General features: G+C 69.6%; 23 protein-coding genes and 1 pseudogene. 16 read left to right on the top strand and 8 right to left on the bottom strand.

From position 1 onward, the window contains the following. Window positions 1-15: 15 nt before the first annotated feature. Window positions 16-1,137: an N-acetylglucosamine-6-phosphate deacetylase gene (gene nagA, locus GEV28_RS00870; protein WP_291407493.1), complete on the bottom strand. Its 1,122-nt coding sequence runs from the start codon at window positions 1,135-1,137 to the stop codon at window positions 16-18. Beyond that, complete coding sequence (locus GEV28_RS00875; protein WP_291407495.1) at window positions 1,134-1,499, bottom strand: carboxymuconolactone decarboxylase family protein; 366 nt, start codon at window positions 1,497-1,499, stop codon at window positions 1,134-1,136. Before GEV28_RS00875 ends, nagA begins: the two co-directional genes overlap by 4 nt. A 262-nt stretch (window positions 1,500-1,761) precedes the next feature. Here GEV28_RS00875 and GEV28_RS42065 point away from each other — a divergent pair, with 262 nt between their 5' ends. The 3 genes from GEV28_RS42065 to GEV28_RS42070 all read left to right on the top strand — a co-directional run bounded on the left by GEV28_RS42065 (window position 1,762) and on the right by GEV28_RS42070 (window position 4,528). Then, window positions 1,762-1,989, top strand: a complete 228-nt coding sequence (locus tag GEV28_RS42065; protein ID WP_367115001.1) for a ferrous iron transport protein A — start codon at window positions 1,762-1,764, stop codon at window positions 1,987-1,989. Window positions 1,990-2,060: 71 nt separating this feature from the next. Then, the gene (gene feoB, locus GEV28_RS00880) at window positions 2,061-4,127 is read left to right on the top strand and encodes a ferrous iron transport protein B (RefSeq protein ID WP_291407497.1); all 2,067 of its coding nucleotides are present in this window, start codon (window positions 2,061-2,063) and stop codon (window positions 4,125-4,127) included. 14 nt (window positions 4,128-4,141) lie between these two features. Next, entirely contained in the window at window positions 4,142-4,528 is a 387-nt protein-coding gene (locus GEV28_RS42070; protein WP_367115008.1) for a FeoC-like transcriptional regulator, read from the top strand. 386 nt (window positions 4,529-4,914) lie between these two features. Here GEV28_RS42070 and GEV28_RS00885 read toward each other — a convergent pair whose 3' ends face one another. After that, complete coding sequence (locus tag GEV28_RS00885) at window positions 4,915-6,039, bottom strand: acyltransferase (protein WP_291407499.1); 1,125 nt, start codon at window positions 6,037-6,039, stop codon at window positions 4,915-4,917. 152 nt (window positions 6,040-6,191) lie between these two features. Here GEV28_RS00885 and GEV28_RS00890 point away from each other — a divergent pair, with 152 nt between their 5' ends. Further along, window positions 6,192-6,500, top strand: a complete 309-nt coding sequence (locus GEV28_RS00890; RefSeq protein ID WP_291407500.1) for a hypothetical protein — start codon at window positions 6,192-6,194, stop codon at window positions 6,498-6,500. A gap of 7 nt (window positions 6,501-6,507) precedes the next feature. On the opposite strand, the gene GEV28_RS00895 is transcribed toward GEV28_RS00890, so the two are convergent. From GEV28_RS00895 to GEV28_RS00910, 4 genes and pseudogenes are all read right to left on the bottom strand, one after another. Beyond that, the gene (locus GEV28_RS00895) at window positions 6,508-7,239 is read right to left on the bottom strand and encodes an ABC transporter permease (protein ID WP_291407502.1); all 732 of its coding nucleotides are present in this window, start codon (window positions 7,237-7,239) and stop codon (window positions 6,508-6,510) included. Then, complete coding sequence (locus GEV28_RS00900; RefSeq protein ID WP_291407504.1) at window positions 7,236-7,898, bottom strand: ABC transporter ATP-binding protein; 663 nt, start codon at window positions 7,896-7,898, stop codon at window positions 7,236-7,238. Before GEV28_RS00900 ends, GEV28_RS00895 begins: the two co-directional genes overlap by 4 nt. Before the next feature lie 205 nt (window positions 7,899-8,103). Further along, window positions 8,104-8,223: pseudogene (locus GEV28_RS00905) on the bottom strand (sigma 54 modulation/S30EA ribosomal C-terminal domain-containing protein); the annotation flags it as partial. Between the two features lie 543 nt (window positions 8,224-8,766). Then, window positions 8,767-8,976, bottom strand: coding sequence for a hypothetical protein (locus GEV28_RS00910; RefSeq protein ID WP_291407506.1), 210 nt, complete (start codon window positions 8,974-8,976; stop codon window positions 8,767-8,769). A gap of 306 nt (window positions 8,977-9,282) precedes the next feature. On the opposite strand from GEV28_RS00910, the gene GEV28_RS00915 reads away from it, so the two are divergent. Together GEV28_RS00915 and GEV28_RS00920 are read left to right on the top strand one after the other, a co-directional pair. Then, complete coding sequence (locus tag GEV28_RS00915) at window positions 9,283-10,440, top strand: NADH:flavin oxidoreductase (protein ID WP_291407508.1); 1,158 nt, start codon at window positions 9,283-9,285, stop codon at window positions 10,438-10,440. A gap of 109 nt (window positions 10,441-10,549) precedes the next feature. Further along, the gene (locus tag GEV28_RS00920; protein ID WP_291407509.1) at window positions 10,550-12,109 is read left to right on the top strand and encodes a radical SAM protein; all 1,560 of its coding nucleotides are present in this window, start codon (window positions 10,550-10,552) and stop codon (window positions 12,107-12,109) included. 490 nt (window positions 12,110-12,599) lie between these two features. On the opposite strand, the gene GEV28_RS00925 is transcribed toward GEV28_RS00920, so the two are convergent. After that, window positions 12,600-13,565 (bottom strand): nitroreductase, encoded by a 966-nt coding sequence (locus GEV28_RS00925; protein WP_291407511.1) that lies wholly within the window; start codon window positions 13,563-13,565, stop codon window positions 12,600-12,602. Between the two features lie 226 nt (window positions 13,566-13,791). Between GEV28_RS00925 and GEV28_RS00930 the strand changes: the two genes are divergently transcribed. The 10 genes from GEV28_RS00930 to GEV28_RS00975 all read left to right on the top strand — a co-directional run bounded on the left by GEV28_RS00930 (window position 13,792) and on the right by GEV28_RS00975 (window position 23,069). Continuing rightward, complete coding sequence (locus tag GEV28_RS00930; RefSeq protein ID WP_291407513.1) at window positions 13,792-14,436, top strand: response regulator transcription factor; 645 nt, start codon at window positions 13,792-13,794, stop codon at window positions 14,434-14,436. Between the two features lie 116 nt (window positions 14,437-14,552). Further along, a complete protein-coding gene (locus GEV28_RS00935; protein ID WP_291407515.1) occupies window positions 14,553-14,885 on the top strand; it encodes a hypothetical protein in 333 nt (110 codons plus the stop codon). Next, window positions 14,882-15,898 carry an NAD(P)H nitroreductase gene (locus tag GEV28_RS00940; RefSeq protein ID WP_291407517.1) on the top strand — a complete coding sequence of 339 codons (1,017 nt, stop codon included), beginning with the start codon at window positions 14,882-14,884 and terminating at the stop codon, window positions 15,896-15,898. Before GEV28_RS00935 ends, GEV28_RS00940 begins: the two co-directional genes overlap by 4 nt. Before the next feature lie 293 nt (window positions 15,899-16,191). After that, window positions 16,192-17,124, top strand: a complete 933-nt coding sequence (locus GEV28_RS00945) for a galactose-1-phosphate uridylyltransferase (RefSeq protein WP_291407519.1) — start codon at window positions 16,192-16,194, stop codon at window positions 17,122-17,124. Window positions 17,125-17,140: 16 nt separating this feature from the next. After that, complete coding sequence (locus GEV28_RS00950) at window positions 17,141-17,377, top strand: SHOCT domain-containing protein (RefSeq protein WP_291407522.1); 237 nt, start codon at window positions 17,141-17,143, stop codon at window positions 17,375-17,377. 118 nt (window positions 17,378-17,495) lie between these two features. Then, window positions 17,496-17,921 carry a hypothetical protein gene (locus GEV28_RS00955; protein ID WP_291407524.1) on the top strand — a complete coding sequence of 142 codons (426 nt, stop codon included), beginning with the start codon at window positions 17,496-17,498 and terminating at the stop codon, window positions 17,919-17,921. Between the two features lie 63 nt (window positions 17,922-17,984). Beyond that, window positions 17,985-18,941, top strand: a complete 957-nt coding sequence (locus GEV28_RS00960) for a sigma-70 family RNA polymerase sigma factor (protein WP_291407609.1) — start codon at window positions 17,985-17,987, stop codon at window positions 18,939-18,941. Between the two features lie 50 nt (window positions 18,942-18,991). Then, a complete protein-coding gene (locus GEV28_RS00965) occupies window positions 18,992-21,760 on the top strand; it encodes a cation-transporting P-type ATPase (RefSeq protein WP_291407526.1) in 2,769 nt (922 codons plus the stop codon). Then, window positions 21,757-22,416 (top strand): TrkA family potassium uptake protein, encoded by a 660-nt coding sequence (locus tag GEV28_RS00970; RefSeq protein ID WP_291407528.1) that lies wholly within the window; start codon window positions 21,757-21,759, stop codon window positions 22,414-22,416. The genes GEV28_RS00965 and GEV28_RS00970 overlap by 4 nt, the downstream gene beginning before the upstream one ends. Next, window positions 22,413-23,069: a TrkA family potassium uptake protein gene (locus GEV28_RS00975; RefSeq protein WP_291407530.1), complete on the top strand. Its 657-nt coding sequence runs from the start codon at window positions 22,413-22,415 to the stop codon at window positions 23,067-23,069. Before GEV28_RS00970 ends, GEV28_RS00975 begins: the two co-directional genes overlap by 4 nt.

The following is a 23,069-nucleotide window of genomic DNA, read 5'->3' on the forward strand; positions in this document are numbered from 1 at the left end:
GACCCTCAGCCTCTGCTACGGCTCCGTGTCGAGCGGAGCGCCGTGGTGGAGGACGGTGCGTACGGTCAGGCTGTCGTCGAGTACGAGTACGTCCGCGGGGTCGCCGGGCCGCAGCAGGCCGACGCCCTGGCCGGGGAACAGGGCGGCGGGGGTGTGGGTCGCGGCGGTGACGGCCGACTCCAAGGGCACCCCGGCGTCGCAGGCGTGCCGGACCGCGTCGAGGAGTGTGATGGTCGAGCCGACCAGTGTGCCGTCCGCGCGTCGGGCCACACCCTCGGCGACGTCAAACTCGACCTCACCCAACCGGTAGTGCCCGTCCGGGCATCCGCTCGCGGCCAGCGCGTCGGTGACCAGCACGACCCGGCCGGGCGCGGCACGGAACGCCAACTGGATCGTCTCCGCGGCGAGATGGTTCGGATCGGCGATCAGCCCGAGCAGAATGTCGCCGCGGGTCAGCGCGGCGCCAACGATGCCGGGATCGCGGTGGGTGAACGGGCGCATCGCGTCGAACAAGTGCGTGACCATCCGCGCCCCGTGGTCGAACGCCGCATGGGCCTGGGCGGCAGTGGCGTAGCTGTGCCCACACGAGATGAGCACCTCGGCCCGCACACACGCGGTGATCACGTCCAGGGCACCGGGCAGTTCGGGCGCGAGCGTCATCTGGGTGACCGGCCCCGCGGTCAGCAGTTGGCGTGCGAGCGTGGTGTCGGGAGCCCGGAGCAACTCCGTCGGGTGGGTGCCGGGTCGCTCCGGGGAGAGGAACGGGCCTTCCAGATGGACACCGAGGATCCGGGCGCCCACGGCCCCACCCTGTGTCGTCTCCGCCTCTGCCTTGCCAGCGATGGTGAGCGCTGCGATGGTCTGCTCGGGCGCGCTGGTGATCAGGGTGGGCTGGTAGGCCAGCACTCCGGTGCGAGCGAGCGCGGCCCCGGCACCGACATAACCCTCGACGTCCGCGGTCAAGAAGTCCACGCCGGCGAACCCGTTGACCTGCAGGTCGACCAACCCCGGCACTGCCAGACCGCGACCGCGCCCCGGCACCCCGACCGCGGCGACCCGGCCGGTGTCGTCGATCTCGACGTCACCACGCCGGTACACGCCGTCCACCAGCGCCGCGGCAACCCCTAAGCGCATCATCCGCCACCGTCCTGCTCGGCGCGTTGCGCTTGGAACTCGGTGAACGCGGCGAACGCGCGAGCCCCGTAGACAGTGGCCGGACCACCGTTCATCAGGAACGCGACACCGATCGCCTCAGCCGCCTCCTGCGGGCTCGCGCCGTGCCGGACAGCCGCGTGCGCGTGCGCGGCGATACACCCGTCACACTCCTTGCTCACCGCGATCGCCAACGCGATCAACTCCTTGGTCCTCACATCCAACGCACCCGGCGCCAACGCGGCGTCATGCAACTCCCGATACCCCTGGTACACACTGGGAATCGCCTGCCGCAACGCGCGAGTAGGCGCCCGCAGTACCTCCCGCACCGCCTCGCCGTAGCTCACGACCTCACCTGCTTCCGAGAAACCGTCTGAACCTGTCTACGTCGACGATGCCCCTCCCACCTGAGCTGGCGCCGCAGCCGTTGGGCCCGCCACCGCAGGGCATTGGTCCCTGTCTGCTCGCCGCCTTCCTGGCCCGAGTGCGAAGGCCGAGCCGATGGTCCCTGCCGGGACAGGGCCAAGGCCCCTGGCTCGTGGCGATGAGTGAGCAAGGCTTGGTTGAGGGAAGCCTTACCTCATCTGTGGGTATGTCGGGGAGGCGATCATGGTGGTGCTCCGAGACTGCCCGCCGGGCGCGGACATGACGCTGCGGGCAGTAGTGGCCGGTGGTCGCGAACGACTGCGTCTTGTCGAGCTGGGATTCGTGCCAGGCGCGCGCATCCGGGTCGTCGGCCGTCATGGTGCGAGCGGGCTCGTGGTAGCTGTCGAGGACACACGGGTCGCGCTCAATGCTCGTACAGGTGCGGCGTTGGTGGTCGAGCCCAGGCCATGACGGTGAACCGAGCGCCGTGGTGCTCGCACACGCCGCGCGACCGGAGGCTTCCCCGGCACGGAGTCGTACCCGTGGCGAGGGTAGCGTTGGTGGGCAACCCGAACGTCGGCAAGTCGACGGTGTTCAACGCGCTGACCGGGTCGCACCGACACGTGGGCAACTGGCCGGGCACGACCGTCCACATCGGAACCGGCTGCTGGGTCACCCCGGCCGGACCGGTCGAGGTGGTGGACCTGCCGGGCACCTACAGCCTGCAACCCCGTTCACCCGACCAGCAGCTCGTTCGGGACCTGCTGGTCGACCGGACCCAACCCGGGCACCCCGACGTCGTGGTGGTGATCGTCGACGCGGCGAACCTGTCCCGAAACCTCTACCTGCTCGCCCAAGTGCTCGACGTGGGCATCCCGGTCGTCGTAGCGCTCACCATGGCGGACATCGCCGCCGGCCGGGGCATCCGGGTCGACGACACGGCACTGTCCCAGCAACTCGAGTTGCCTGTGGCCCCGCTGGGCCCCCGCGCTCGCGACGGACGTAACAGGCTGGCGGAGACGGTCGTCGCCACGCTCGGCGGCCCGGCACCGGCGACGCCGGTCCTCGGCGTGCCGATCGAGGCCGCGGTCGGCGAGCTCATCGCACGGATCGTGACAACGCCCGGGATGACGGATCGGTTCAGTTCCCGCTGGCTCGCCCTCGGCCTGTTGACCGGGGATGTGTGTGGAGACGCGTGCGCGGAGTTGCGGCTGGAGGCGGAACGCTTGCGCACCAGGCTGCGGGCGGACAACGGAGTCGAGGACGACGTGGAGACCGCGATCGCCGAGCAGCGGTACGCGTGGGTGCACCGGGTGGTCGCCGCCTGTCTGCGCCGTGACGACCGGGCCGGGCAGGCCGTCTCCGACCGGCTCGACCGGGTGCTCACCTCGCGGTGGCTGGGACCGCCGATCTTCCTGCTCGTCATGTGGGGCGTGTTCGTCGCGGCCACCATGGTGGCCGCCCCACTGCGGGGCGGTCTCACGTCTGTTGTGGACGGTCCGGTGCGCGACGCCGTGCGGTGGCTGCTCGGGGTGACGCACCTGGCCGGAACATGGGTGGCCGGACTGGTCCTCGACGGCATGGTGTCCGACGTCGGCCAGTTGCTGAGCTTCGTCCCGCTCGTGGTGATCATGTTCGTGCTCCTGGCGGTGCTCGAGGACTCGGGCTATCTGGCCCGCGCGGCTTTCCTTGCCGACCGGTTCCTGCGCCCGCTCGGTCTGCCAGGCCGCGCGTTCCTGCCGCTGATCGTCGGGTTCGGCTGCAACGTGCCGTCCGTCGTCGGAACCCGGATCCTCGACGACGCCCGGCACCGGCTGCTGACCTGCCTGCTGGTGCCCTACGTGACCTGCAGTGCCCGGCTGACCGTCTACCTGCTGGTGGCCACGGTGTTCTTCGGTGACCGCGCGGGCAGCGTGGTGTTCGCCATGTACGTACTGTCCGTCGCGCTGGTCGCGCTGGTCGTGCTGGTGGGGCTGGCATTGCGGCACACCGTGTTCCGCCACCACGTCCCCGAACCGCTGCTGCTGGAGCTGCCGCCCTACCGGCTGCCCACCGCACGCCTGGTCGCCACGCAGACCTGGCAGCAACTCGTCGCCTTCCTGCGCAAGGCCGGCGGCCTCGTCCTGACCACCGTCACCGCGGTCTGGCTTCTGACGGCGATCCCCCTCTGCGGCGGTGGTTTCGGCACTGTCGATGTGTCCGGCAGCCTCTACGGCGGCATCAGCGCGGTGGTGGCCCCGGTGTTCGCCCCCGCGGGGTTCGGTGACTGGCACGCCACCGGCGCCCTGGTGACCGGGTTCGTCGCCAAGGAGGCCGTGGTCTCCACCTTCGCGCAGACCTACGGCGCCTCAGCGCCCTCCGGGGCGGACACCGGCGACCTCGACACGCGGCTCCGCACGACCTTCGACCAGTCCTCCGGCGGCCACATCGGCGCCGCAGCCCTCGCCTTCCTGGTGTTCCTGCTGGCTTACACCCCGTGCATGGCCACCGTCGCCGCGCAACGAGCGGAGATCGGCGCACGCTGGACCTGCATCGGCATCGGCATGCAACTCGCGGTCGCCTGGGTGCTGGCCACCCTCGTGTTCCAGATCGGGAGGTTGATCACTTGACCGTGCTGCGCCAGGTGCTCGCCGAGATCCGCGCCGCCCGTCCCGGCACCCGTCTCGACGACATCGCCCGCCACCTCGACCTGACCCGCGACGAGCTCGACGCGATGATCGGCTACTGGGTCCACCGCGGGCAGTTGACCGTCGCTGAGATCGGCGGCTGCCCGCCGGTCGGTTGTGCCGGATGTTTCCTCGCCCACGCCGGACGCCCCGGATGCGGGCGGTCCCGGCCGGGTCGCTCACTCGTCGCCATCGCAGCCCCGGCCGGAGACCTCTTGGTCCCATCCAACCCTGATCTCCACGGCGCCAGCAGCGGCGGATCCGGTTCATCGGACCGCCTCCCTGCTGGCGGCACTGTCCTGAACGGGAGTACGGACCGGACGTCACGTGCCGAAAGTCCATAGTGGCTTGAAGACCTGTGTCCCTTGAACTGAGGCCTTTCGTCTCCTGACACCTGCCCGGCCCGCGACGATCCTGGCGACTGCCGGCCGATGCGGAGCGGCACTTGGGCCCTTGACCACCGGCCTGGTCTCCGCCAGCGCCGGCACCCGGGGTGGTTCAGGATCCGCATTCCGCCACCGTCCTGAACCACCCCCTCATCGGTCACATCCCCACGCATCGGGACATGGCACGCACCGGGCCAAGGTGGCGGTCCTAGACATCCGATTGACCGACGGCGACGGGATCGACAGGTGCACGGAGCCGAGCTGATCGAGGCGATCCGCACGGTGGCCACCGGCGGATCGCAGCTCGACACCCACCCCGCCACCATCTTCCCGACCGCATCCGGTCAGCTGAGCCGTACGGTGAGGCCCCGTACCCTGCTCCTGGCCAGCAACCAGGCCAGCGAGAAGCACCCGGTGATCGCACCGGCCACGAGCAGGACGGCCTTCACCTCGGCCGGCGCCGCGAGCGGTCGCAGCGCGACGGCGAGCAGCACCAGCACCGGACCCTGCAGCACGAACGCGGTGAACGCGACCCGGGCACAGCCCGTCGCCAACGAACCGGCCCACACCCACGACCGCTGCGCCAGCCCGAGCAGGAACACCGAACCGAACACCACCAGGACACCCTCGACAGACGCCGCGAGCAGCGCCTGCCAGTGCCACCCACCCAGGAACGGGCCCACCCCGTCGACAGCGTCGGTCATCCCCAGCCGGAGCGCGAGCAGCGGCAGCAACACCATCGTGCCCACGGCGATCCCACCGCTCACGCGGTACTGCCGGTCCGGCACGCGCCGCCCCCACCCATGCCGCGACACGGCGATCCCAAGCGCGAACAACCCCAGGCACTGGGGCCACTGCCACAGGTGGAGATCACCCGGCTGGCCGCTCCTGGCCGGAAACCACAGACGAACCAGGAAGGAAGCCATCGCGACACCGGCGGCCACCAGGAGCAGATAACCGGTGGTGGGACGCCTGGCCCGGCTCAGTCCACGCCCCGGCCACATCACGTACCCGACCGAGAACACCAGCAGCACCAGGGCGAACCACAACGCGCCGGAGTCCAGGAACGGGCGCCGGTGCGTGAGCACCCACCACGGCGTCACGTCGTGACCGGCGGCGCGGTAGGCGACCCACAACGACAACGGCCACAGGACCAAGGCCGACACCACCCACGGCAGCCCCAACCGGACCACGCGATCACGCAGAAATTCCGGCCTTCCCTTGCGTCGCAGCGATTCCGGTGTGAACAGTCCGGCTACGAAGAAGAACGCACCGATGACGAACAGCCCCGACTGGCCGACCACGACCGTGAGCGCCACCTCCACACCCGGTGCGACGGTGACCTCGTTGACCTCGTCGTAGGGCCAGCCACCGACCACCGTGTAGCCGGCCAACGAGTGCGCACCGATCACCCACGCCACCATCAGCGTGCGCAAATTGTCCACCGAGGACAACCGATCACCAGCCATGACAACGATCCTTCCCCCGCATCCTCGCCGCCAAGGGAGACGAAAGTCCTGCCGCCACACGGACCTTCCGCGGCCGCGGAGTCACAGGTCCTTGGGGAACCGGGACCAACTGCCCTGGTTGCCGGCGGCCTGTCCCACGATCATCGCTACCCGTGACACAAGTGACGGCCGACCCGATTCCCTCCGTACAGGTCCAGACCGGCACCGGAGTGGACCCGGCGGCGATCGACTACGCGCTGGACCGGCTGCGGGCCGCGTGCGCCGGCTACCCGGTGGAGTCGTTGCGGGCTCGACTCATTCGCACCCCGGACATGCCCGCCGCGGTCCTCGCCGACGCGACCGCGGTGGTGCACGGCCGCTCGATCCGGGTCGGTAGCACCGGACACTTCCCCCGGGCGTCGATCGACCAGCTCTGTGACCGGCTGGCCGCGAAACTCCAGCAGGCCTCGACGACGCGCTGAGGTTCTGTCAGCGGGTCCGGCGGCGCAGGGTGGCGGCGCCTAGGACGAGGGCGAGTGCCGCGGCGCCGGTGATCACGAGGAGGTCGCGGGCGAGGGCGCCGGTGAACTCGGCGGAGCGGGTCACATCGTTGGTGGCGTCGACGGCGTGGGACAGTGGCAGCACGTCGGAGAGCCATTCCAGTGGTCGGGCCATTTCCTCGCGGGGCACGAACAGGCCGGAGAGCAGTATCTGGGGCATGACGATGGCGGGCATGAACTGGACGACCTGGAACTCGGTTCGGGCGAAGGCGCTGACGAACAGGCCGAGCGCGGTGCCAAGAAGGGCGTCGAGCACGGCGATCGCCAGCAGCAGCGACAGCGAGCCGGCGATGGAAAGGCCCAGCCACAGGGTGACCGCGACGACGACCACGACCTGGACGACGGCGAGCAGTCCGAACGCGATGGCGTAGCCGAGTAGCAGATCCAGCTTGGCCATGGGCATGGTCATCAGGCGTTCGAGGGTGCCGGTGGTCCGTTCGCGGAGTGTGGCGACCGAGGTGACCAGGAACATCACGGTGAACGGGAAGATGCCCAGCAGGGACGGGGCGATGTGGTTGAACACTAGCGTCTCGTTGAACACGTACCGCAGCAACACCATGAGCAGGACCGGGACGCCGAACAGCAGCGCGACGGTGCGGTGGTCGTGCCGCAGTTGCGTGAGCAACCGGAGCGCGGTGGCCCGTGTGATGGCGGGGTTCATGACAGCTTCCGCTTCTCGACCAGGTGGAGGAACACGTCCTCCAAGTCGTGGATGCCGGTCCGGTCACGCAGTTCGTCCGGGGAGCCGTCGGCGAGCAGCAGGCCCTCCCGCAACAGCAGCAGGCGCTCGCACCGACCGGCCTCGTCCATGACATGGCTGGACACCAGCACCGTGACCCCGCCTGCGGCGAGGCGGTAGAACAGCTCCCACAGGTCCCTGCGGACCAGCGGGTCGAACCCGACGGTCGGCTCGTCGAGGACCAGCAACTCCGGCGTACCGAGCAGGGCGACCGCGAGCGAGAGCCGGCTCTGCTGTCCACCGGACAGCTCACCACCCAACCGCCGCACACTGTCGGACAACCCGACATCGACGACCACCCGGTCCACATCGGACGGAGAGATGCGCAGCACAGAGGCGAAGTAGCGGAGATTCTCCACCACGGTGAGGTCCGCGTAGATCGCCGGGTTCTGCGTGGAGTAACCGATCCGGCGGCGCAGCGGCGCCGCCCCGGCCGGATGGTCGAGTATGTCGAGCGAACCGGAGTCGATCACTTGTGCCCCGACGATCGCACGCATCAGGGTCGTCTTACCCGAACCGTTCGGCCCGAGCAGCCCGGTGACACTGCCCCGGTCCACGGCGAACGTCAGTCCGTGGAGCACCTCGCGACGGCCGCGGCTCCCCGCAGACCATCGGCAGAAACCGCGACGGTGGGCACAGCTCGTTGTCGCCTCATCCAGTCACCTCTCCCGGTCGCCGTCAAGAGCGTTCGCCTCACGCTGACACCAACACCCCTGGCGGAGCAGGGACGAAAGTCCTTCATGCACACCGCAACAGACCCGTCAACCGGGTGTGCCGTGTCCCCGATCAGGTCGCCGGCGTGAGCAGTCCGTAGTGGCCGTCGTAGCGGTGGTACAGCACGCACGCCTGACCGGAGTCTGCATCGTGGAAGAACGCGAACGGCTGCCCGGTCAGATTGAGCCGGTCGACGGCCTGCCGGGTCGTCTACCGCCCCGTGACGACTCCCGCCGCCCAGATCTCGATGCTGATCACTGGCGAGTACTACCTGGCCAGTACTCGCCGAGCAGATCATCGACCAGTTCACGGGTGCCTGGTACGAGCTTGCCGTCCGGTCCGCGCTCGACGCACGTGCCGAACCGGCCGCTGGTCCGAGCGAGCATGTCGGCCGGTCAGTCGATGTCCTTGGTGGACGCCTGCCGCAGCCGCTCCGCACGCGTGAGCAGCATCCGTAGGCCGGCCAGGGTGCCCGTGCACGATGTCCACGCCGCCCGCGACGAGCCGAAGAGCGAAGCGGACCTGCGCGTCCACCACCCGCGCTACGATCGCTGCCGCGTCCCAAGTGTCTCGAGGAGACCACACCGGCCGAAGTTGAGTACGTGGTTGTTCGCCAGCACATAGACATACGACCAGCCGACACCGAGCGCCGGCAGGTTGCCCGGGCTCAAGGATGCGCCAACACCTGATCGACGCCACGGCCCGTCATGACGTCCCCGCAGAGGAATAACGTCGTCATGCGCTGCCAGGACCGTCCGGGAGGTGCTCGAACAGGACCGTGATCGGTTTCAGTGCGTCCCGGTACTGCCGCGCGTGATGCTCACAGAACACCAGATCACCGCCGTTGGTCAGGATCACCAGCACCCGCGCCGGAGCACCACACGCGTCGCAGCGATGGGATGCCTGGCGAAGATCGACGGTTCGGGTGTGCGCTGAGGCGGTCATGGCATCTCCTCCTCCAGGACCGTGAACGCGGCCTGGCGACCACCATTCACGCTGCCCGACATAGGAGGGCGACTCAACGGTCCTTCGTCCCCGGTACGCGAGACCTCTGGCACCGCCCGGTCACCAGCTTCCCGCGTACCGTCGGATCATCGGATCATGGTTGGAGAGCGTCATGACGCAGCACAGCGGTGGCCGTTTACGCCTTGACGGACAAGCGTGTCCGCGGCCGAGTGCCGCCGGCTTGAAGCGCCTGTTGCGCATGTGCTGTGCTGAGCCGGTGAACCAGACGTCCCGAGACGGCAACCGATGACCGGCGCGTTCACCTCCGCGTCCCTAGGGCCGGTCACCCTGCGCAACCGCATCATCAAGGCCGCGACCTTCGAAGGCCGCACCCCCGACGCACTGGTCACCGACGCGCTGATCGACTTCCACCGCCAGCCGGCCCGTGGTGGCGTCGGGATGACCACCGTCGCCTACTGCGCCGTCTCCCCCGAGGGGCGCACGCACCGCCAGCAAATCTGGCTGCGCCCGGAGGCCGTGCCAGGCCTACGGAAACTGACCGACGCGATCCACGCCGAGGGTGCGGCGGTGGCCGCGCAGATCGGCCACGCCGGCCCGGTGGCCAACGCCGCGTCCAACCGCCTCCCAGCGCTCGGGCCCGGCACGAGCCTGTCCCCACTGAGCTTCCGGATCACCAAGGCGGCCACCCAGGCCGACCTCGACCGGATCGTCCACGCACACGCCGAGGCTGCCCGCCTCGCTGCCGAGTCCGGCTTCGACGCCATCGAAATCCACTGTGGACACAACTACCTACTGAGCGCGTTCCTCAGCCCCCGGCTCAACAAGCGCGACGATCGCCACGGCGGCAGTCTCGCCAACCGCGCCCGTCTCACACTCGATGTCGCACGTGCGGTACGCGACGCCGTCGGGTCCCGCGTGGCCATCACCGCCAAACTCAACATGGACGACGGCGTGCGCGGCGGCCTCCACCCGGACGAGAGCGTCGAGGTCGCCCGCTGGCTCGAACAGGACGGCACGGTCGACGCCCTCGAACTCACCGCGGGCAGCTCCCTGCTCAACCCGATGTACCTGTTCCACGGCGACGTGCCGATCCGCGAGTTCGCCAACGCGTTCCCCCCGCCCCTGCGCTGGGGCCTGCGGATCGGCGGACGGGCGTTCCTGCGCGAATACCCCTACCGGGAGGCCTACCTCCTCCAGCACGCCAGGCAGTACCGCCGCGAACTGACACTGCCGCTGATCCTGCTCGGCGGCATCACCCGCCGGGAGACCATGGACGCCGCCATCGCCGAAGGATTCGCCTTCGTCGCCATAGCCAGAGCACTGCTGCGCGAACCAGACCTCCCGAACCGCCTCCGGTCCACACCGGACACCTCATCGCTGTGCACCCACTGCAACAAGTGCATGCCCACGATCTACCGCGGCACACACTGTGTGCTCATCTGAGGAAGATCCCTTGGTCCCACCGGGTCGGGACCAACGACCCTGAACACCGTGGCGCCACCAGCGGCAGGCTCGGACGCATCAGTCTCACGCCAGTGGAGGTGAGCACCGAATGCGGATCCGGTTCATCGAACCCCGTCCACCAGGCCACCACGTGTACGACCGAGCACTGCTACCGCGGTTGGGTTGCCCGCTGATGGCCACTATGCTGCGCGACCAGGGGCACGACGTGTTCAGCTACTGCGAGGTGCTGGCGCCGGTGGACGTGACGGACTGCCTGCGGGCGGACCTGATCGGGATCTCCAGCACCACTTCGACCCAACCCCACGCCTACCACCTCGCCGAGGAGTTCGAGGCCGCCGGCGTCCCGGTCGTCCTCGGCGGCTCGCACGTGACCTTCCTGCCTAATGAAGCACTCGAACACGCCAGCTACGTCGTACGCGGCGAAGGCGAGCAGACCATCCGTGAACTCGTGGCCGCGCTGAAACGGGAGGCGCCCCTTACCGACATCGGCGGTCTGTCGTGGCGCGACAGCGACGGGCGGGCCCACCACAATCCACCCCGCCCACGCTGCTCGCAGGCCCAGTTCGAGGCGCTGCCGATCCCCGACCTGTCCCTCATCGCCGGCTACGAGCGCATGACGACCAAGCCGCTGATGACCCAGTGGGGCTGCCCGTTCGACTGCGAGTTCTGCGCCGTGACCGCCATGTTCTCCCGGCACGTGCGCTACCGGCGCACCGACCAGATCCTCGCCGAACTGGCCGGACTGAACAGCGAGAGCGTCTTCTTCCACGACGACCTGTTCGTGGTCAACAAGGACCGCACCCGCGACCTGCTACGCGGCATGATCGACGACGACCTCACTCCGCAGTGGCTCGCACAGGTCCGTGCCGCCGAGACGGTGTTCGCGTCGAAGAAGACCCGCGAGCCCGACCACGAGTTGCTGCGGCTGATGCACGACGCCGGGTGCGCGATGGCGATGGTCGGCTTCGAAAGCGTCTCCGAGGAGTCACTGCGGCAGCTGAACAAGAAACAGACCGTCCGCGACATCGTCGACGCCGTCGACCTGTTCCACGCCCACGGGATCATGGTGCACGGCATGTTCGTCACCGGAATCGACACCGACACCGTCGAACAGATCGACCGCACCGTGACCTTCGCCGAACACGTCGGGATCGACACCATCCAACTCATGATCGAAACACCGCTACCTGGCACCCGCCTCTACCAGCGAGCACAGGCCGAGGGCCGGATCTTCACCGACGACTGGGCGTACTTCGACGGGCACCACGCCGTGATGCGACCCGCCCAGATGCACCCACGCGACCTGCAACTCACCACACTGCACGCGATGCAACGCTTCTACTCACTGCCCAACATCGTGCTCCCGACGGTGCGCACCCTGCTGCGGCGCGCCCCCGAACTCGTCAGGATCGCGCTGCGCAACCACCTGCCCGCCCGGTTCCCCGCACTCGCATCCCTCGCCTGGAACCACCGCTGGCAACAACTACTCACCGAACTCGAACTGCACCTCCCGGAACCGGACTGGCGCACCATCCAGGACGCCTTCGCCGTGCCGCTCCTGCGCGCGTACGGACGCAGCCAACTCACCGCCTGGCAAGCGCAGCCACATTCGCGCGCACACCTCGACCGCCTGGCCGCACTCCCCTGATCCAGGCCGGCCGCCACGGGCCGAAAGTCCATAGTGGCTTGATGACCTGTTTCCCATGAACTGAGGCCTTTCGGCTCCTGACACCGCCCACGGCCCGGGCGATCCTGGCGACTGCCAGCCCGGTACGGCGCGACACCTTCGGTCCTTGACCACCGGCCTGGTTCCCGCCAGGGCCGGCACCCGGGTGGTTCAGGACGCGCATTCCCCCACCGTCCTGAACCACCCCCATTCCCTCCTGTCCTGCCGGAACCGGTTGCCGACGCCGACCACGCCTGGCAGGGCGTGCACCGTCCGTACGGCACGTACAGCTGCGGCTCGGGATGCCGGTCGCTCGTTGTCCTCGACCAGCAACCGGCGCGCACGCGTTCGGCCAGCCGCCGGACGACTTCGGTGATCGGTGCGCGAGCCTCGATCGTGACCACGGCTTTCGCGCCGGCCATGCCGGTCTCCGGCCGGCTCGGCCACACCGCGATCACTTGCCCGTGATCGGTTACGCCCCCGTATACCGGCAGACCGCACGCACCGGGCGTCGTGGTGTGGGCGCTGTCTCCTGGCCGTACCCGAACCGCAGCACCGCCTGTGGCTGGCCGATCCGGGTCGCCTGGGCCCGAAGAGCGCGCCTCGCCCAGGCGACCTCGACCAACGGGGAGAGGAACGACGCACTCACACCAGAAGACGTACCGGTGAGCAGGACGCGCTGCAACGCCTGTCCAGCTCGCACCACGTCCTGGCTGATGTCGCTCGGCGACACCAGAACGCCGACCAGCGGAAGCGGCCGGAGCGCGACCGCGTCCAGCTTGAACGGCCCCGCGTCGGCCAGACCGTCGGCCCTGGGGCGCGGACCACCCAACGCCACCGGCACACCCTCGTCACGGCCCGCGAAGCTGGTGGCCCAGTAGGACAGCTCCACACAGAACTCGGCGTCCCGACGCTGGCGGTCCTCCGCCTCCGCCAGCAGGGCCACGACGGCGTCGAGCCGGGCCGGGTCGTCCACGACCAGCAACCGCGCGCCTTCGAGGGCCGCCGCACGGGCCAGGGCACCGCGGATCTCGTCGGACACCGGTCGTTCGGTGAAGACCCGCCGGTTGGTGTGCCGCTGGTCCACCGCTGCGGCCAGCATGTGGTCCTCCGTAGTCGGCACGCATGCTCCGGTGAGCCACACCGTGGCCAGTTGGTCGGGTTTCCCGATCGGGCGCAGGTCCACCGCGGTCGCCTGTCCAGCCGCTTGCAGGGCGACACGAAGGTTGAACAGCGCCGCGCCGCACGCCAGCCGGGCCTCCCTGCCTTCGGGGTCCGCGGCGCGGAGGATCCGGCTCCGGTCCAGCAGCACGTCGATCCGGCCGGCGCGCACCTCGAACCGCCAGGGTTGGGTGTTGTGCGGGGACGGCGCGCGGACGGCCGACGCCAGAGCCGTGTCGATCACGTCCGTCAACTGCCCGGCGTGTCCGGTAGTCATGGTGACACCTCGTACTTCGTGCGGGACCCTCCCACACATCCACCGTTCTCGAGATGGGAACTCGCCGCCAAGGTCGGGAAGTCTCTTTCCCCAGGGGCCCTTCGACCTCACGGGCCTTTGTACCCTGGTCTGACGGGTCTCATGACCACCACACCGGCGGATGGCCGCGCATAACCTCGGCATCGGACAAGGTGACCACACCGTCCGAGCTGTCGAGGAGGTGGCGATGGGAGTCCAGGTGTTCCTGGTCGACGACTGCGAGCTGGTACGGCGCGGCGTCGCCGATCTCCTGGCTGAGGAGCCGGATCTGCGGGTCGTGGGAGGGGCGGCCTCGGTTGCCGAGGCGCTGGAGCGGGTGCCGATGAGCGGCGCCGACGTGGCGGTGCTGGATGTCCGGTTGGCTGACGGCGACGGGATCGAACTGTGCCAGGAACTTCGTGCGCGGTTGCCCGGTCTGCGGTGCCTCGTGCTGACCGCGGACGATGACGACACGACGCTGTTCAACGCGATCATGGCGGGGGCTGCCGGCGTGGTGCTCAAAGGGGTGCACGGGGCTGAGCTGATCGAGGCGATCCGCACGGTGGGCGCCGGCGGGTCGCTGCTCGACACCCACCTTGCCACCGTCTTTCTCGATCGCGTCCGGTCAGAACGGGAGCGCACGGATCAACTGGCCACACTGTCGAGCCAGGAACGGATCGTGTTCGACCTCATCGGCGAGGGTCTGACCAATCGGCAGATCGGCGACCGGATGTCACTGACCGAGAAGACGGTCAAGAACTACGTGTCGCGGGTCCTGGCGAAGCTCGGCCTGCGGCGCAGGGCCCAGGTGGCCGCACTGGTAGCCCGGCTGCGCGTGTCCGGGCGGCACTGACTGCTCCGAAGGTAGTTCCGAATCACCGTCCGGGTATTCCGACAGTGACCAACGCCCCGCACCTTGAGGCACAACAGCCCTGTCCGGACCGGCCGCCGGCGGCGGAGTGTGGTCGTGTGAGACGAGTGCTGGTGGTGTGCGCCGGCGGAACGGAACCGGCCAGGAGCGCGGCCCGGGCTATCGACGAGGAAATGTCCGGCCGGGGATTGGCCGTGGATGTTCACGATGAACGCGATCTGCCTCTGCTCGATATCTACGACGCCGTCGTGCGTGTGACGGCCGGCGTCGCGGCTGGCACCGCGGCGGACGGTTGCTGCCCCCGCTGCGGCTGCCCGCACCCAGTACTGGCGGCGCTGCTGCCCGGCGACACCGAGATCCGCCTCTGGGCGGCCGAACTCGCCGACGCCCTGGTAGCCAGCACAGCCCACCCGGCGAAAGGACGCAGATGACCGCGACCCGCCCGGATCATCAGACCGTGCACAGGGCGATCGCCCTGGCCTCCCGTGCACCCTCGGTGCACAACACCCAGCCCTGGCGGTGGCTGCTCGGCAACCACACGCTGCACCTGATGGCCGACCGTACCCGCCACCTGCCGGCCACCGACCCGGACGGCCGAGATCTGCTGATCAGCTGTGGCGCGATGCTGCACCATCTGTGTGTCGCGCTGGCCGCGCTCGGCTGGGGCAGCAAGGTGCACCACATCCCCAACGGCGGCGACCCCGCCCATCTCGCCGCCGTCGAACCACACCTGCGACCACCTGCCGAACAGGACATCGCGCTCGCCGCGGCCATTCCCCGCAGGCGGACAGACCGCAGGCGTTTCTCCTCCTGGCCGGTCCCGCCCGGCCATCTCGAGCTGATGGCCCAGCGCGCCCGCCAGGCCGGCGCGCTGCTCGTCCCGGTCACCACGGACCTGCGGTGCCAGCTCACCGACGCGATCGCCGAAGCCACCACCCGGCAGGAGAGCAGCCCCGAGTACAGCTCGGAACTGGCGCTGTGGAGCGGCCGCGGCTCGCTCGCCGCGGACGGTGTGCTGGCCGGCAGCACCCCGGGACGGTCCAGCATCCACGGGGACACCCGGATGCGCACATTCCCGGGCGGGATCCTCGCGGAACCTCCCGGCGAGGATCAGGAAGACGACGCGGGAGAGTTGCTCGTGCTGGCCACCCGGACCGACGACCCGAAATCCCGGCTACGGGCCGGAGAAGCGGCCAGCGCCGTGCTACTGACCGCAACCGACCTGATGCTGGCCACCTGTCCGCTGTCGCAGGCCCTCGAGGTCGCCGACACGCGTGCGAAGATCCAGGAGCACGTGCTCGGCGGCGCGGCCGTGCCGCAACTGATCCTGCGGGTGGGCTGGGCACCCGTCGCCGCGGAACCCCTCCCGCGAACTCCGCGCAGGCCGATGGAGGAGATCACCGGCCTCCTGCCCGGCACAGGTTCGCAACACCTCGGGAACTGACCTCACGACACCGCTGGCCCAACCGGGGCGCGGACGACCTGCGCCCAGCCATGACCGTCGACTCGCCGGGCTCATGTACCCCCGCACCACCGACGGCTGCCGGTACCCGTTTCAGGGCCAGAAGTACCGGGAGGTCACGGCCCTCGGTCCCTATCCGCCACTCGCCGCCGGGGGTTGCCTGGGTGATGGGTTTCCCCACTGACACAGGAGTTGGCCATGACCACCTTGAACGTCATCAAGGCCGGCACGGGCGGGTGTGTCGGCCGTGTCGGCCCCGGGAAGCGGGTGCCGTGATGTCGATCCGGCAATGGACCGGCGGGGAGTTGCGCCTTGCCCCGTGGACGAACGAGTGGGTCATTGTGGCGCCGGCACGAGCGTCGGGAACCCGTGAGACCACCGGCGCGTGCCCGTTCTGCCCTGGCCCCGGCGAGGACACCCCACCCGAACGCTGGCGACTGTCCACTCCAGACGGTTCGGGGTGGCGCGTTCGGGCGGTCACCAACCGGTACGCGCTGTCCGACCACCACGAGGTCGTGATCGAGTCCCCTCAGCACGGCTGGGACCTCACCACGGCGACCACGGCGGAAGTCGTGGACGTGCTGACCGCGTGGCAGGTGCGCCACCGCGCACTGCGTGCCGGTGCCGCCGAGGTCGTGGTCTTCCGCAACAGGGGCGAGGCGGCCGGCAGCTCCCTGGCCCACCCGCACTCGCAGGTGCTCGGGCTGCCCGTGCTGTCCGGGGTCACCGCACGGAACGTCGCGGTCGCACGCGATCACCACCACCGGACGGGACGGCGACTCGTCGAGGACATCGTCGAAGCCGAGCTGGCACACGGCGAACGCGTCGTGCACACCGATGCCGGAGCGACGGCCTTCGTGCCGATCGCGCCCGCCACCGAGTTCGAGACGCGGATCGTGCCGAGCACCTACCGGGCGGACTTCGGCGCCGCGACGCTGGACGAGTTGGCCACTGCGGCCGACAGCCTGCGCACGGTCCTCGCCGCCCTGCGCGCCGTGCTCGTCGACCCCGCCTACAACCTCGTCCTGCACACCGCACCGACGACATGGACGTCGGCGCCGTTCCTGGCATGGCACCTACAGGTCCTGCCCCGGCTGACCACACCGGCCGGCCTCGAGGTGGCGACCGGCATCCCGGTCCTCACCACCCGACCAGAAGACTGCGCGGCCCGCCTGCGTACCGCGCTACCGGTCGACGCCGCGCGCTGAGATAGGAGGGTTCGACATGTGGTACTGGCACCACGACTACGGCTGGGGCTGGCTCGGCGCTGTCACGATGATCGTGACGATGGTGCTCCTCTGGGGCGGCCTCATCACGGTCGTCATCATTCTCCTACGCCGCTTCAACCACCCAGCTGGCGGACCGGACGCCGACAAGATCCTCGACGAACGGTTCGCCCGCGGCGAGATCGACGAGGAAGAACTGACGAAACGCCGCGCCGCACTGCACAACAGGACCTGAGCACGAGCAGCAGGGATGGGGACCTTGTGCCCTGTCAAGCCGGGTCGGGAGTCGGTGGGCGATGGCTGGCTCACGAATGACGCTGGAGGCAGGAACGCCAACAGGGACAGGTGAACGCATGGCATCCGCACGGTCGAGAGACCTGACCCGAAGAGAATGTTTGGAGCTCATCCGCGGCCGCCGGCCCGTCCGGATGGCCGCGGTGTCCGTCGGCGGGCGGGCACCGGTGCGGGTGGCCTGCTTCCCGTTGCCCGACGGGGACATCGCGATCCCCACCGGTACCGACCAATCCCTCGCACGCGCGGCGGCGGGGCGACCGGTCACCGTCCAGTTCGAACAGGACAACCCCGCCGAACAGGAGCGCTGGGTGGTCCGCGGTGCCGGGAAGGCGAGGCCACTCGGGCAGCGAGACCGGCCACGAACCGCGGTCGACACCGGCATCGCGCTCGCGATGACCTACGCATTCGAGAACGGCATCCGGATCGACGTCGACGAGTTGGTCGGTGAGCGGGTGAGCGGCTGCCGCGAGCCCACTTCCTGGTGAAAGCACAGCGGGACAAGGGTTGCGGCGTAACGACATCGGGAGACGCGGAGATCGGGGGTGATTATGGAAGCGTCGGGGCGAGCCGAGCGCGACGATGGTCGGGAGCCCGACCTGGTCCGGCGCTACCTGGACGAGATAGGTGCGGTGCCGTTGCTCACCGCGGCACAGGAGGTTGACCTGGCCAAGCGGATCGAGGCCGGGGTGTACGCGGCTGAGCTGCTCCGGCAGGCGGACGCGGGCCGGCGGAGTCTGGCGACGGGGCGCCAGGCGGAGCTGGCGGCGGTGGCCGAGGACGGGCGGCGGGCCAAGGACCGGATGATCAGCGCGAACCTACGGCTGGTCGTGGCGGTCGTCGCGCGGCACCCACGCCGTGTGCTGCCGCTGCCGGACGCGATCCAGGAGGGCAACCTCGGGCTGATCCGAGCGGTGGAGAAGTTCGACTACGCCAAGGGCTACAAGTTCTCCACGTACGCGACCTGGTGGATCCGGCAGGCGCTCGGGCGCGGCAGTGCGCAGTCCCGCATGCTCCGGCTGCCGGTGCACGTCATGGAGGAGTTGGACAAGCTCGAGCGGGTCGACCGCGAGCTCGGCGGGCGGCTGGGCCGCGAACCGAACGTCGAGGAGCTGGCCGCGGCGACCGGTATCCCGGCGATGCGGGTCGCGGAGCTGCGCCGTGTCGGGCGGGACACGCTCAGCCTCGACGCCCCGCTCGATGACAGGAACGGCGAGTTGCGGTTGGCCGACGTGGTCACCGACACCGAGACACCGGGAGTCGAGGAGGTCGCGGAACGCCGTGCACTCGTCACCGACGTGCGCGCCATGGTGGCGACCCTGCCCGCCCGAGAGGCGCTGGTGATCACGCGGCGGTACGGGCTGGACGGCGACCGGCCGCGGACACTGCGCGAGATCGGCGACGAGATCGGTCTCGGCCGGGAACGAGTACGCCAGCTCGAACGGGGCGGGCTCGCGTCGTTGCGGGAGTCCGCACGGAGCCAGGTCCTGCTGCCCTGGACTGCGTAGCCGTCCGAAGAGTCCGTTGTGGACGGAAGGAAGCCCGACCGGTGGCACACATGATCACCACGTCGCCCGGGGCCGGCGAGCGCGGCGCGGTCGCGGTTCAGGAGGTCGAGCCGGATGCGGTTTTCGGGGTGGTGGGGTCCTCGCCGCGCGGGCTCTCGTCCGCGGAGGCGGCCGCACGGCTCACCGCGCACGGCCGGAACGCGCTGCCCCAGCTGGTCGGGCGGCCGCTTTTCTCCCGGTTCCTCGCGCAGTTCACGGACTTGTTCGCCGTGGTGCTGCTCGTCGCCGCGGTGTTCACGTTGTCGGCGTACCTGCTGGGTGACCCGCCGGATATCGGCAACCTCCAGCTGACGGTCGCGATTCTCGCCGTGGTGGTGCTGAACGCGGTCATCGGGTTCGGGCAGGAGTACATGGCCGAGCGGACCGCCGATGCGTTGCGGGAGATGGTGCCGCACCGGGCGCGGGTGGTGCGGAACGGTGAGCGGGTCGAGGTGCCTGCCGAGGAGTTGGTCGTCGGGGACGTGGTGGTGCTCGAGGCCGGGGACGCGGTGCCGACGGACTGCCGGGTGGTCGAGGCGCACGAACTCGCGGTCAACAACGTGGTGCTGACCGGGGAGGCCGACCCGTCCGGGCGCACCGCCGAGCCGGTTTCGCCCCGGGTGGCGCGGCTGGAGGCACGCAACCTGGTGTGGATGGGGACGGCGGTTGCCGCTGGCACGGGTAAGGCGGTGGTGACCGGCACCGGCGAGGGCACGGAGTTCGGCCGGATCTACCGGTTGACTGCCCACACCACATCGGACCGCAGCCCGCTCCAGTTGCAGATCTCCAGCATGGCGCGACGCGTGGCCGGTGCGGCGTTCGCGCTGGGGGTGCTGCTGTTCGCGGTGCGGCTGCCGGCCGGCGGTTCGCTGGTGGAGACGTTCGTGTTCGCGCTCGGGGTGATGGTCGCCTGCGTGCCGGAGGGACTTCCGGCCACGCTGTCGGTGGCGATGGCCATCGGGGTGCGACGGATGGCGCGGCGACAAGCGCTGGTCAAGAAACTGGTCGCGGTGGAGACTCTCGGCTCCACGACGGTCATCTGCACCGACAAGACCGGCACCCTCACCAAAGCCGAAATGACCGTGCAACAGGTCTGGGCGGCAGGCCGCACTCACCACGTCACCGGTGTCGGTTACGTGCCCGACGGCGTGGTGTCCGACCCCGAACCGGTGCGGGAACTCTTGCGGGTGGCGGCACTGTGCAGTGACGCTCGGCTGATGGCGCCGGACGATGGGCACGGTTGGCGCGTGCTCGGTGACACTACCGAGGGGGCGCTGCTGGTCGTCGCGACGAAGGCCGGGCTGGACGTGGACGCCGAGCGGGACGCGGCGCCCAGAGTCGGCGAGTTCCCGTTCGACTCAAGCCGCAAGCTCATGACCACCCTGCACACCCGCACCGGACGAACGTGGGCGTACGTCAAGGGCGCGCCGGGCGAACTGCTGGCCCACTGCACCCACCTCCGCACCGAATCCGGTGCCGTGGCCATGGACCACGAAACACGCGGCCAGGTTCTGGCAGCCAACGACGCCATGGCCGGCTCGGCGCTGCGGGTGCTGGCCATCGCCTTCCGTGAAGTCCACAGTAGACAGATCGACCAGAACGACGCGGAGAGCGGGCTGACGTTGCTCGGCCTGGTCGGCATGCTCGACCCGCCGCGGCCGGAGGTCGTCAAGGCGGTCGCCGCATGCCGTCGCGCGGGGATCCGGGTGATCATGGTGACCGGCGACTACGCACTCACCGCCGAGGCGATAGCCCGGCGGGTCGGGATCCTGACCTCTCCTGGCCCGCCGCGCACGGTCACCGGCACCGACCTGGACGCCGCCGACGACGCCGGCCTGCGGGAACTGCTGGCTGAGCGCGGCGATCTGCTGTTCGCCCGGGTCAAGCCAGAGCACAAGATGCGGGTGGTCGCAGCACTGAAAGGTCTCGGCGAGGTGGTCGCGGTCACCGGGGACGGTGCCAACGACGCTCCGGCGCTCAAGCGTGCCGACATCGGTGTCGCGATGGGCGCCTCCGGCACGGATGTCGCCCGCGAGGCGGCGGTCATGGTGTTGCTCGACGACTCCTTCGCGTCGATCGCGGCCGCCGTCGAACTCGGCCGCTCGGTGTACGCGAACATCCGCAAGTTCCTGATCTACCTGTTCAGCCACAACATCGGTGAACTGGTGCCGATCCTGGTCGCGACGCTCGCCGGGTTCCCGCTCGTGCCGATCAACGCGATGCAGGTGCTGGCCATCGACCTCGGCTCCGACGTGCTGCCGGCACTCGCGCTCGGCGCTGAGCCGCCAGAGCCCGGTGCCATGGATGTACCCCCACGCAAGCGGCGGCAGCGACTGTTCTCCTGGGCCCTGGTGCGCCGGTTCCTGTTCCTCGGCAGCATTCAGGCGGCCGGCGCGACCGCGTTGTTCTTCTGGCACATCCACACCGCCGGAATCCCGTTCGACCAGTTCACCTCGGGCAATCCCGTCTATCGGGAGGCGCTGACCATGGCACAGGCCGTGATCGTGTTCAGCCAGTTCTTCAACGCCCTCACCGTGCGCAGCGACCGGCACAGCGTCTTCCGGCTCGGCCTGCTGTCCAACCGCGCACTCGTCGGCGCCGGGCTGATCGGCATCGGGATCATGTGCGCGATCAGCTACGTCCCGATCCTGCAGGCGGTCTTCCACACTGCCCCACTGTCCATCATGGACTGGACCCTCGTCGCCGCCTGCGGCGCGCTCGTCCTCGTCGCCGACGAGATCCGTAAGATTCTCCTGCGCCACAAGGAGGCCACCACATGAAAACGATCATCATGGGCTGCGGCCGAGTCGGCGCCGCACTCGCCCACCAGCTGTCCGCCGACCGGCACGAGGTGGTTGTGCTCGATCGCGACCCAGAGTCCCGCGAGCTGCTGCCGAAGGCATTCCCCGGCGAGTTCCTGGTCGGCAACGGCTACAACCGCGCCCTGCTCGAACGGGCCGGCATCAGCACGGCGGACGCGTTCGTCGCGGTGACATCCGGGGACAACACCAACATCGTCGGCGCACGCATCGCCAAGGAGGACTACCGCGTCCCCCACGTGATCGCCCGCATCTACGACCCACGCCGCGCCGACATCTACCAGCAGCTCGGCATCCCGACCGTCGCGAGCGTCCGCTGGACGGTCAACAGGATAAGCCAACTGCTCCGGCACCGCTACCTCGACCCGGACGTCACCTTCGGCAACGGCGAAACCCTGCTGGTACGGGAAACCCTGCCGGCCTGGTTCACCGGCCGGCAGCTGCACGACCTCGAGGTAAGCGGCCAGATCCGGGTCGTCGCAGTCACCCGCGGCGGCCACTCGTTTCTTCCGACCGTAGACAGCCTCGCCAAGGCGGGCGACACCGTGAGCCTCGCCGTCGCCGCGACCGCACTGGACCGGCTGCGTTCCTTCCTCGACAAGGAGTTGGGGTCATGAAGGTCCTTATCGCCGGCGCGGGCCGGCTCGGCGAGCAGGCCGCGCACCTGCTGTCCGCCACCGGCCACCAGGTCACCGTGATCGAGCAGGACAAGACCCGCCTCACCGAGTTGAAGAACCATCGCTCGATCAGGCTCGTGCACGGCGACGCCTGTGAGCCGAACATCCTCGAGAACGCCGGCGTGCTCAACGCCGACCTGCTGCTCGCCGCCACCGGCGAGGACGAGGACAACCTGGTGATCGCCCTGCTCGCCAAACGCCAGTTCGCTGTCCCCCGCACCCTCGCCCGCGTCAACGACCCGGACAACACCTGGCTGTTCGACACCCGCTGGGGCGTCGACGTCGCGCTGCCGGGCGCCGCACCCCTGGTGTCACTCATCGAGGAGGCCAGCGGCGCCGCCGACACCGTCGGACTCGTCCGGCTCGCCGACGCCGGCGTCACCCTGATCGAAACCCACATCGGCGACCACTCGAAAGCCGCAGGCCGCGTACTCGCCGACATCGACCTACCTGCGGGAACCGTGGTGGCCGCTGTCGTCCACGACGCCCACCCGGTAGTACCCGCAGGCGACTACCGATTCCACACCGGCGACACCGTCCTGGTGGTCGCCACGACCGCCACCGAACACGACATCCACGACGCCTTCCAGTGA

The organism is Actinophytocola sp., assembly GCF_009379765.1.
Taxonomy (GTDB): domain Bacteria; phylum Actinomycetota; class Actinomycetes; order Mycobacteriales; family Pseudonocardiaceae; genus Actinophytocola.

What these genes read in the sequence shown, in the direction of transcription:
- GEV28_RS00950 (WP_291407522.1), top strand. Translation starts at nt 17,141, where the DNA reads ATGTGGTACTGGCACCACGACTACGGCTGGGGCTGGCTCGGCGCTGTC.
- GEV28_RS00925 (WP_291407511.1), bottom strand. Translation starts at nt 13,565, where the DNA reads ATGACTACCGGACACGCCGGGCAGTTGACGGACGTGATCGACACGGCT.
- nagA (WP_291407493.1), bottom strand. Translation starts at nt 1,137, where the DNA reads ATGATGCGCTTAGGGGTTGCCGCGGCGCTGGTGGACGGCGTGTACCGG.
- GEV28_RS00940 (WP_291407517.1), top strand. Translation starts at nt 14,882, where the DNA reads ATGACCGCGACCCGCCCGGATCATCAGACCGTGCACAGGGCGATCGCC.
- GEV28_RS00960 (WP_291407609.1), top strand. Translation starts at nt 17,985, where the DNA reads ATGGAAGCGTCGGGGCGAGCCGAGCGCGACGATGGTCGGGAGCCCGAC.
- GEV28_RS00930 (WP_291407513.1), top strand. Translation starts at nt 13,792, where the DNA reads ATGGGAGTCCAGGTGTTCCTGGTCGACGACTGCGAGCTGGTACGGCGC.
- GEV28_RS00920 (WP_291407509.1), top strand. Translation starts at nt 10,550, where the DNA reads ATGCGGATCCGGTTCATCGAACCCCGTCCACCAGGCCACCACGTGTAC.
- GEV28_RS00970 (WP_291407528.1), top strand. Translation starts at nt 21,757, where the DNA reads ATGAAAACGATCATCATGGGCTGCGGCCGAGTCGGCGCCGCACTCGCC.
- GEV28_RS00915 (WP_291407508.1), top strand. Translation starts at nt 9,283, where the DNA reads ATGACCGGCGCGTTCACCTCCGCGTCCCTAGGGCCGGTCACCCTGCGC.
- GEV28_RS00975 (WP_291407530.1), top strand. Translation starts at nt 22,413, where the DNA reads ATGAAGGTCCTTATCGCCGGCGCGGGCCGGCTCGGCGAGCAGGCCGCG.
- GEV28_RS42065 (WP_367115001.1), top strand. Translation starts at nt 1,762, where the DNA reads ATGGTGGTGCTCCGAGACTGCCCGCCGGGCGCGGACATGACGCTGCGG.
- GEV28_RS00885 (WP_291407499.1), bottom strand. Translation starts at nt 6,039, where the DNA reads ATGGCTGGTGATCGGTTGTCCTCGGTGGACAATTTGCGCACGCTGATG.
- GEV28_RS00945 (WP_291407519.1), top strand. Translation starts at nt 16,192, where the DNA reads ATGTCGATCCGGCAATGGACCGGCGGGGAGTTGCGCCTTGCCCCGTGG.
- GEV28_RS00895 (WP_291407502.1), bottom strand. Translation starts at nt 7,239, where the DNA reads ATGAACCCCGCCATCACACGGGCCACCGCGCTCCGGTTGCTCACGCAA.
- GEV28_RS00965 (WP_291407526.1), top strand. Translation starts at nt 18,992, where the DNA reads ATGATCACCACGTCGCCCGGGGCCGGCGAGCGCGGCGCGGTCGCGGTT.
- GEV28_RS00910 (WP_291407506.1), bottom strand. Translation starts at nt 8,976, where the DNA reads ATGACCGCCTCAGCGCACACCCGAACCGTCGATCTTCGCCAGGCATCC.
- GEV28_RS00955 (WP_291407524.1), top strand. Translation starts at nt 17,496, where the DNA reads ATGGCATCCGCACGGTCGAGAGACCTGACCCGAAGAGAATGTTTGGAG.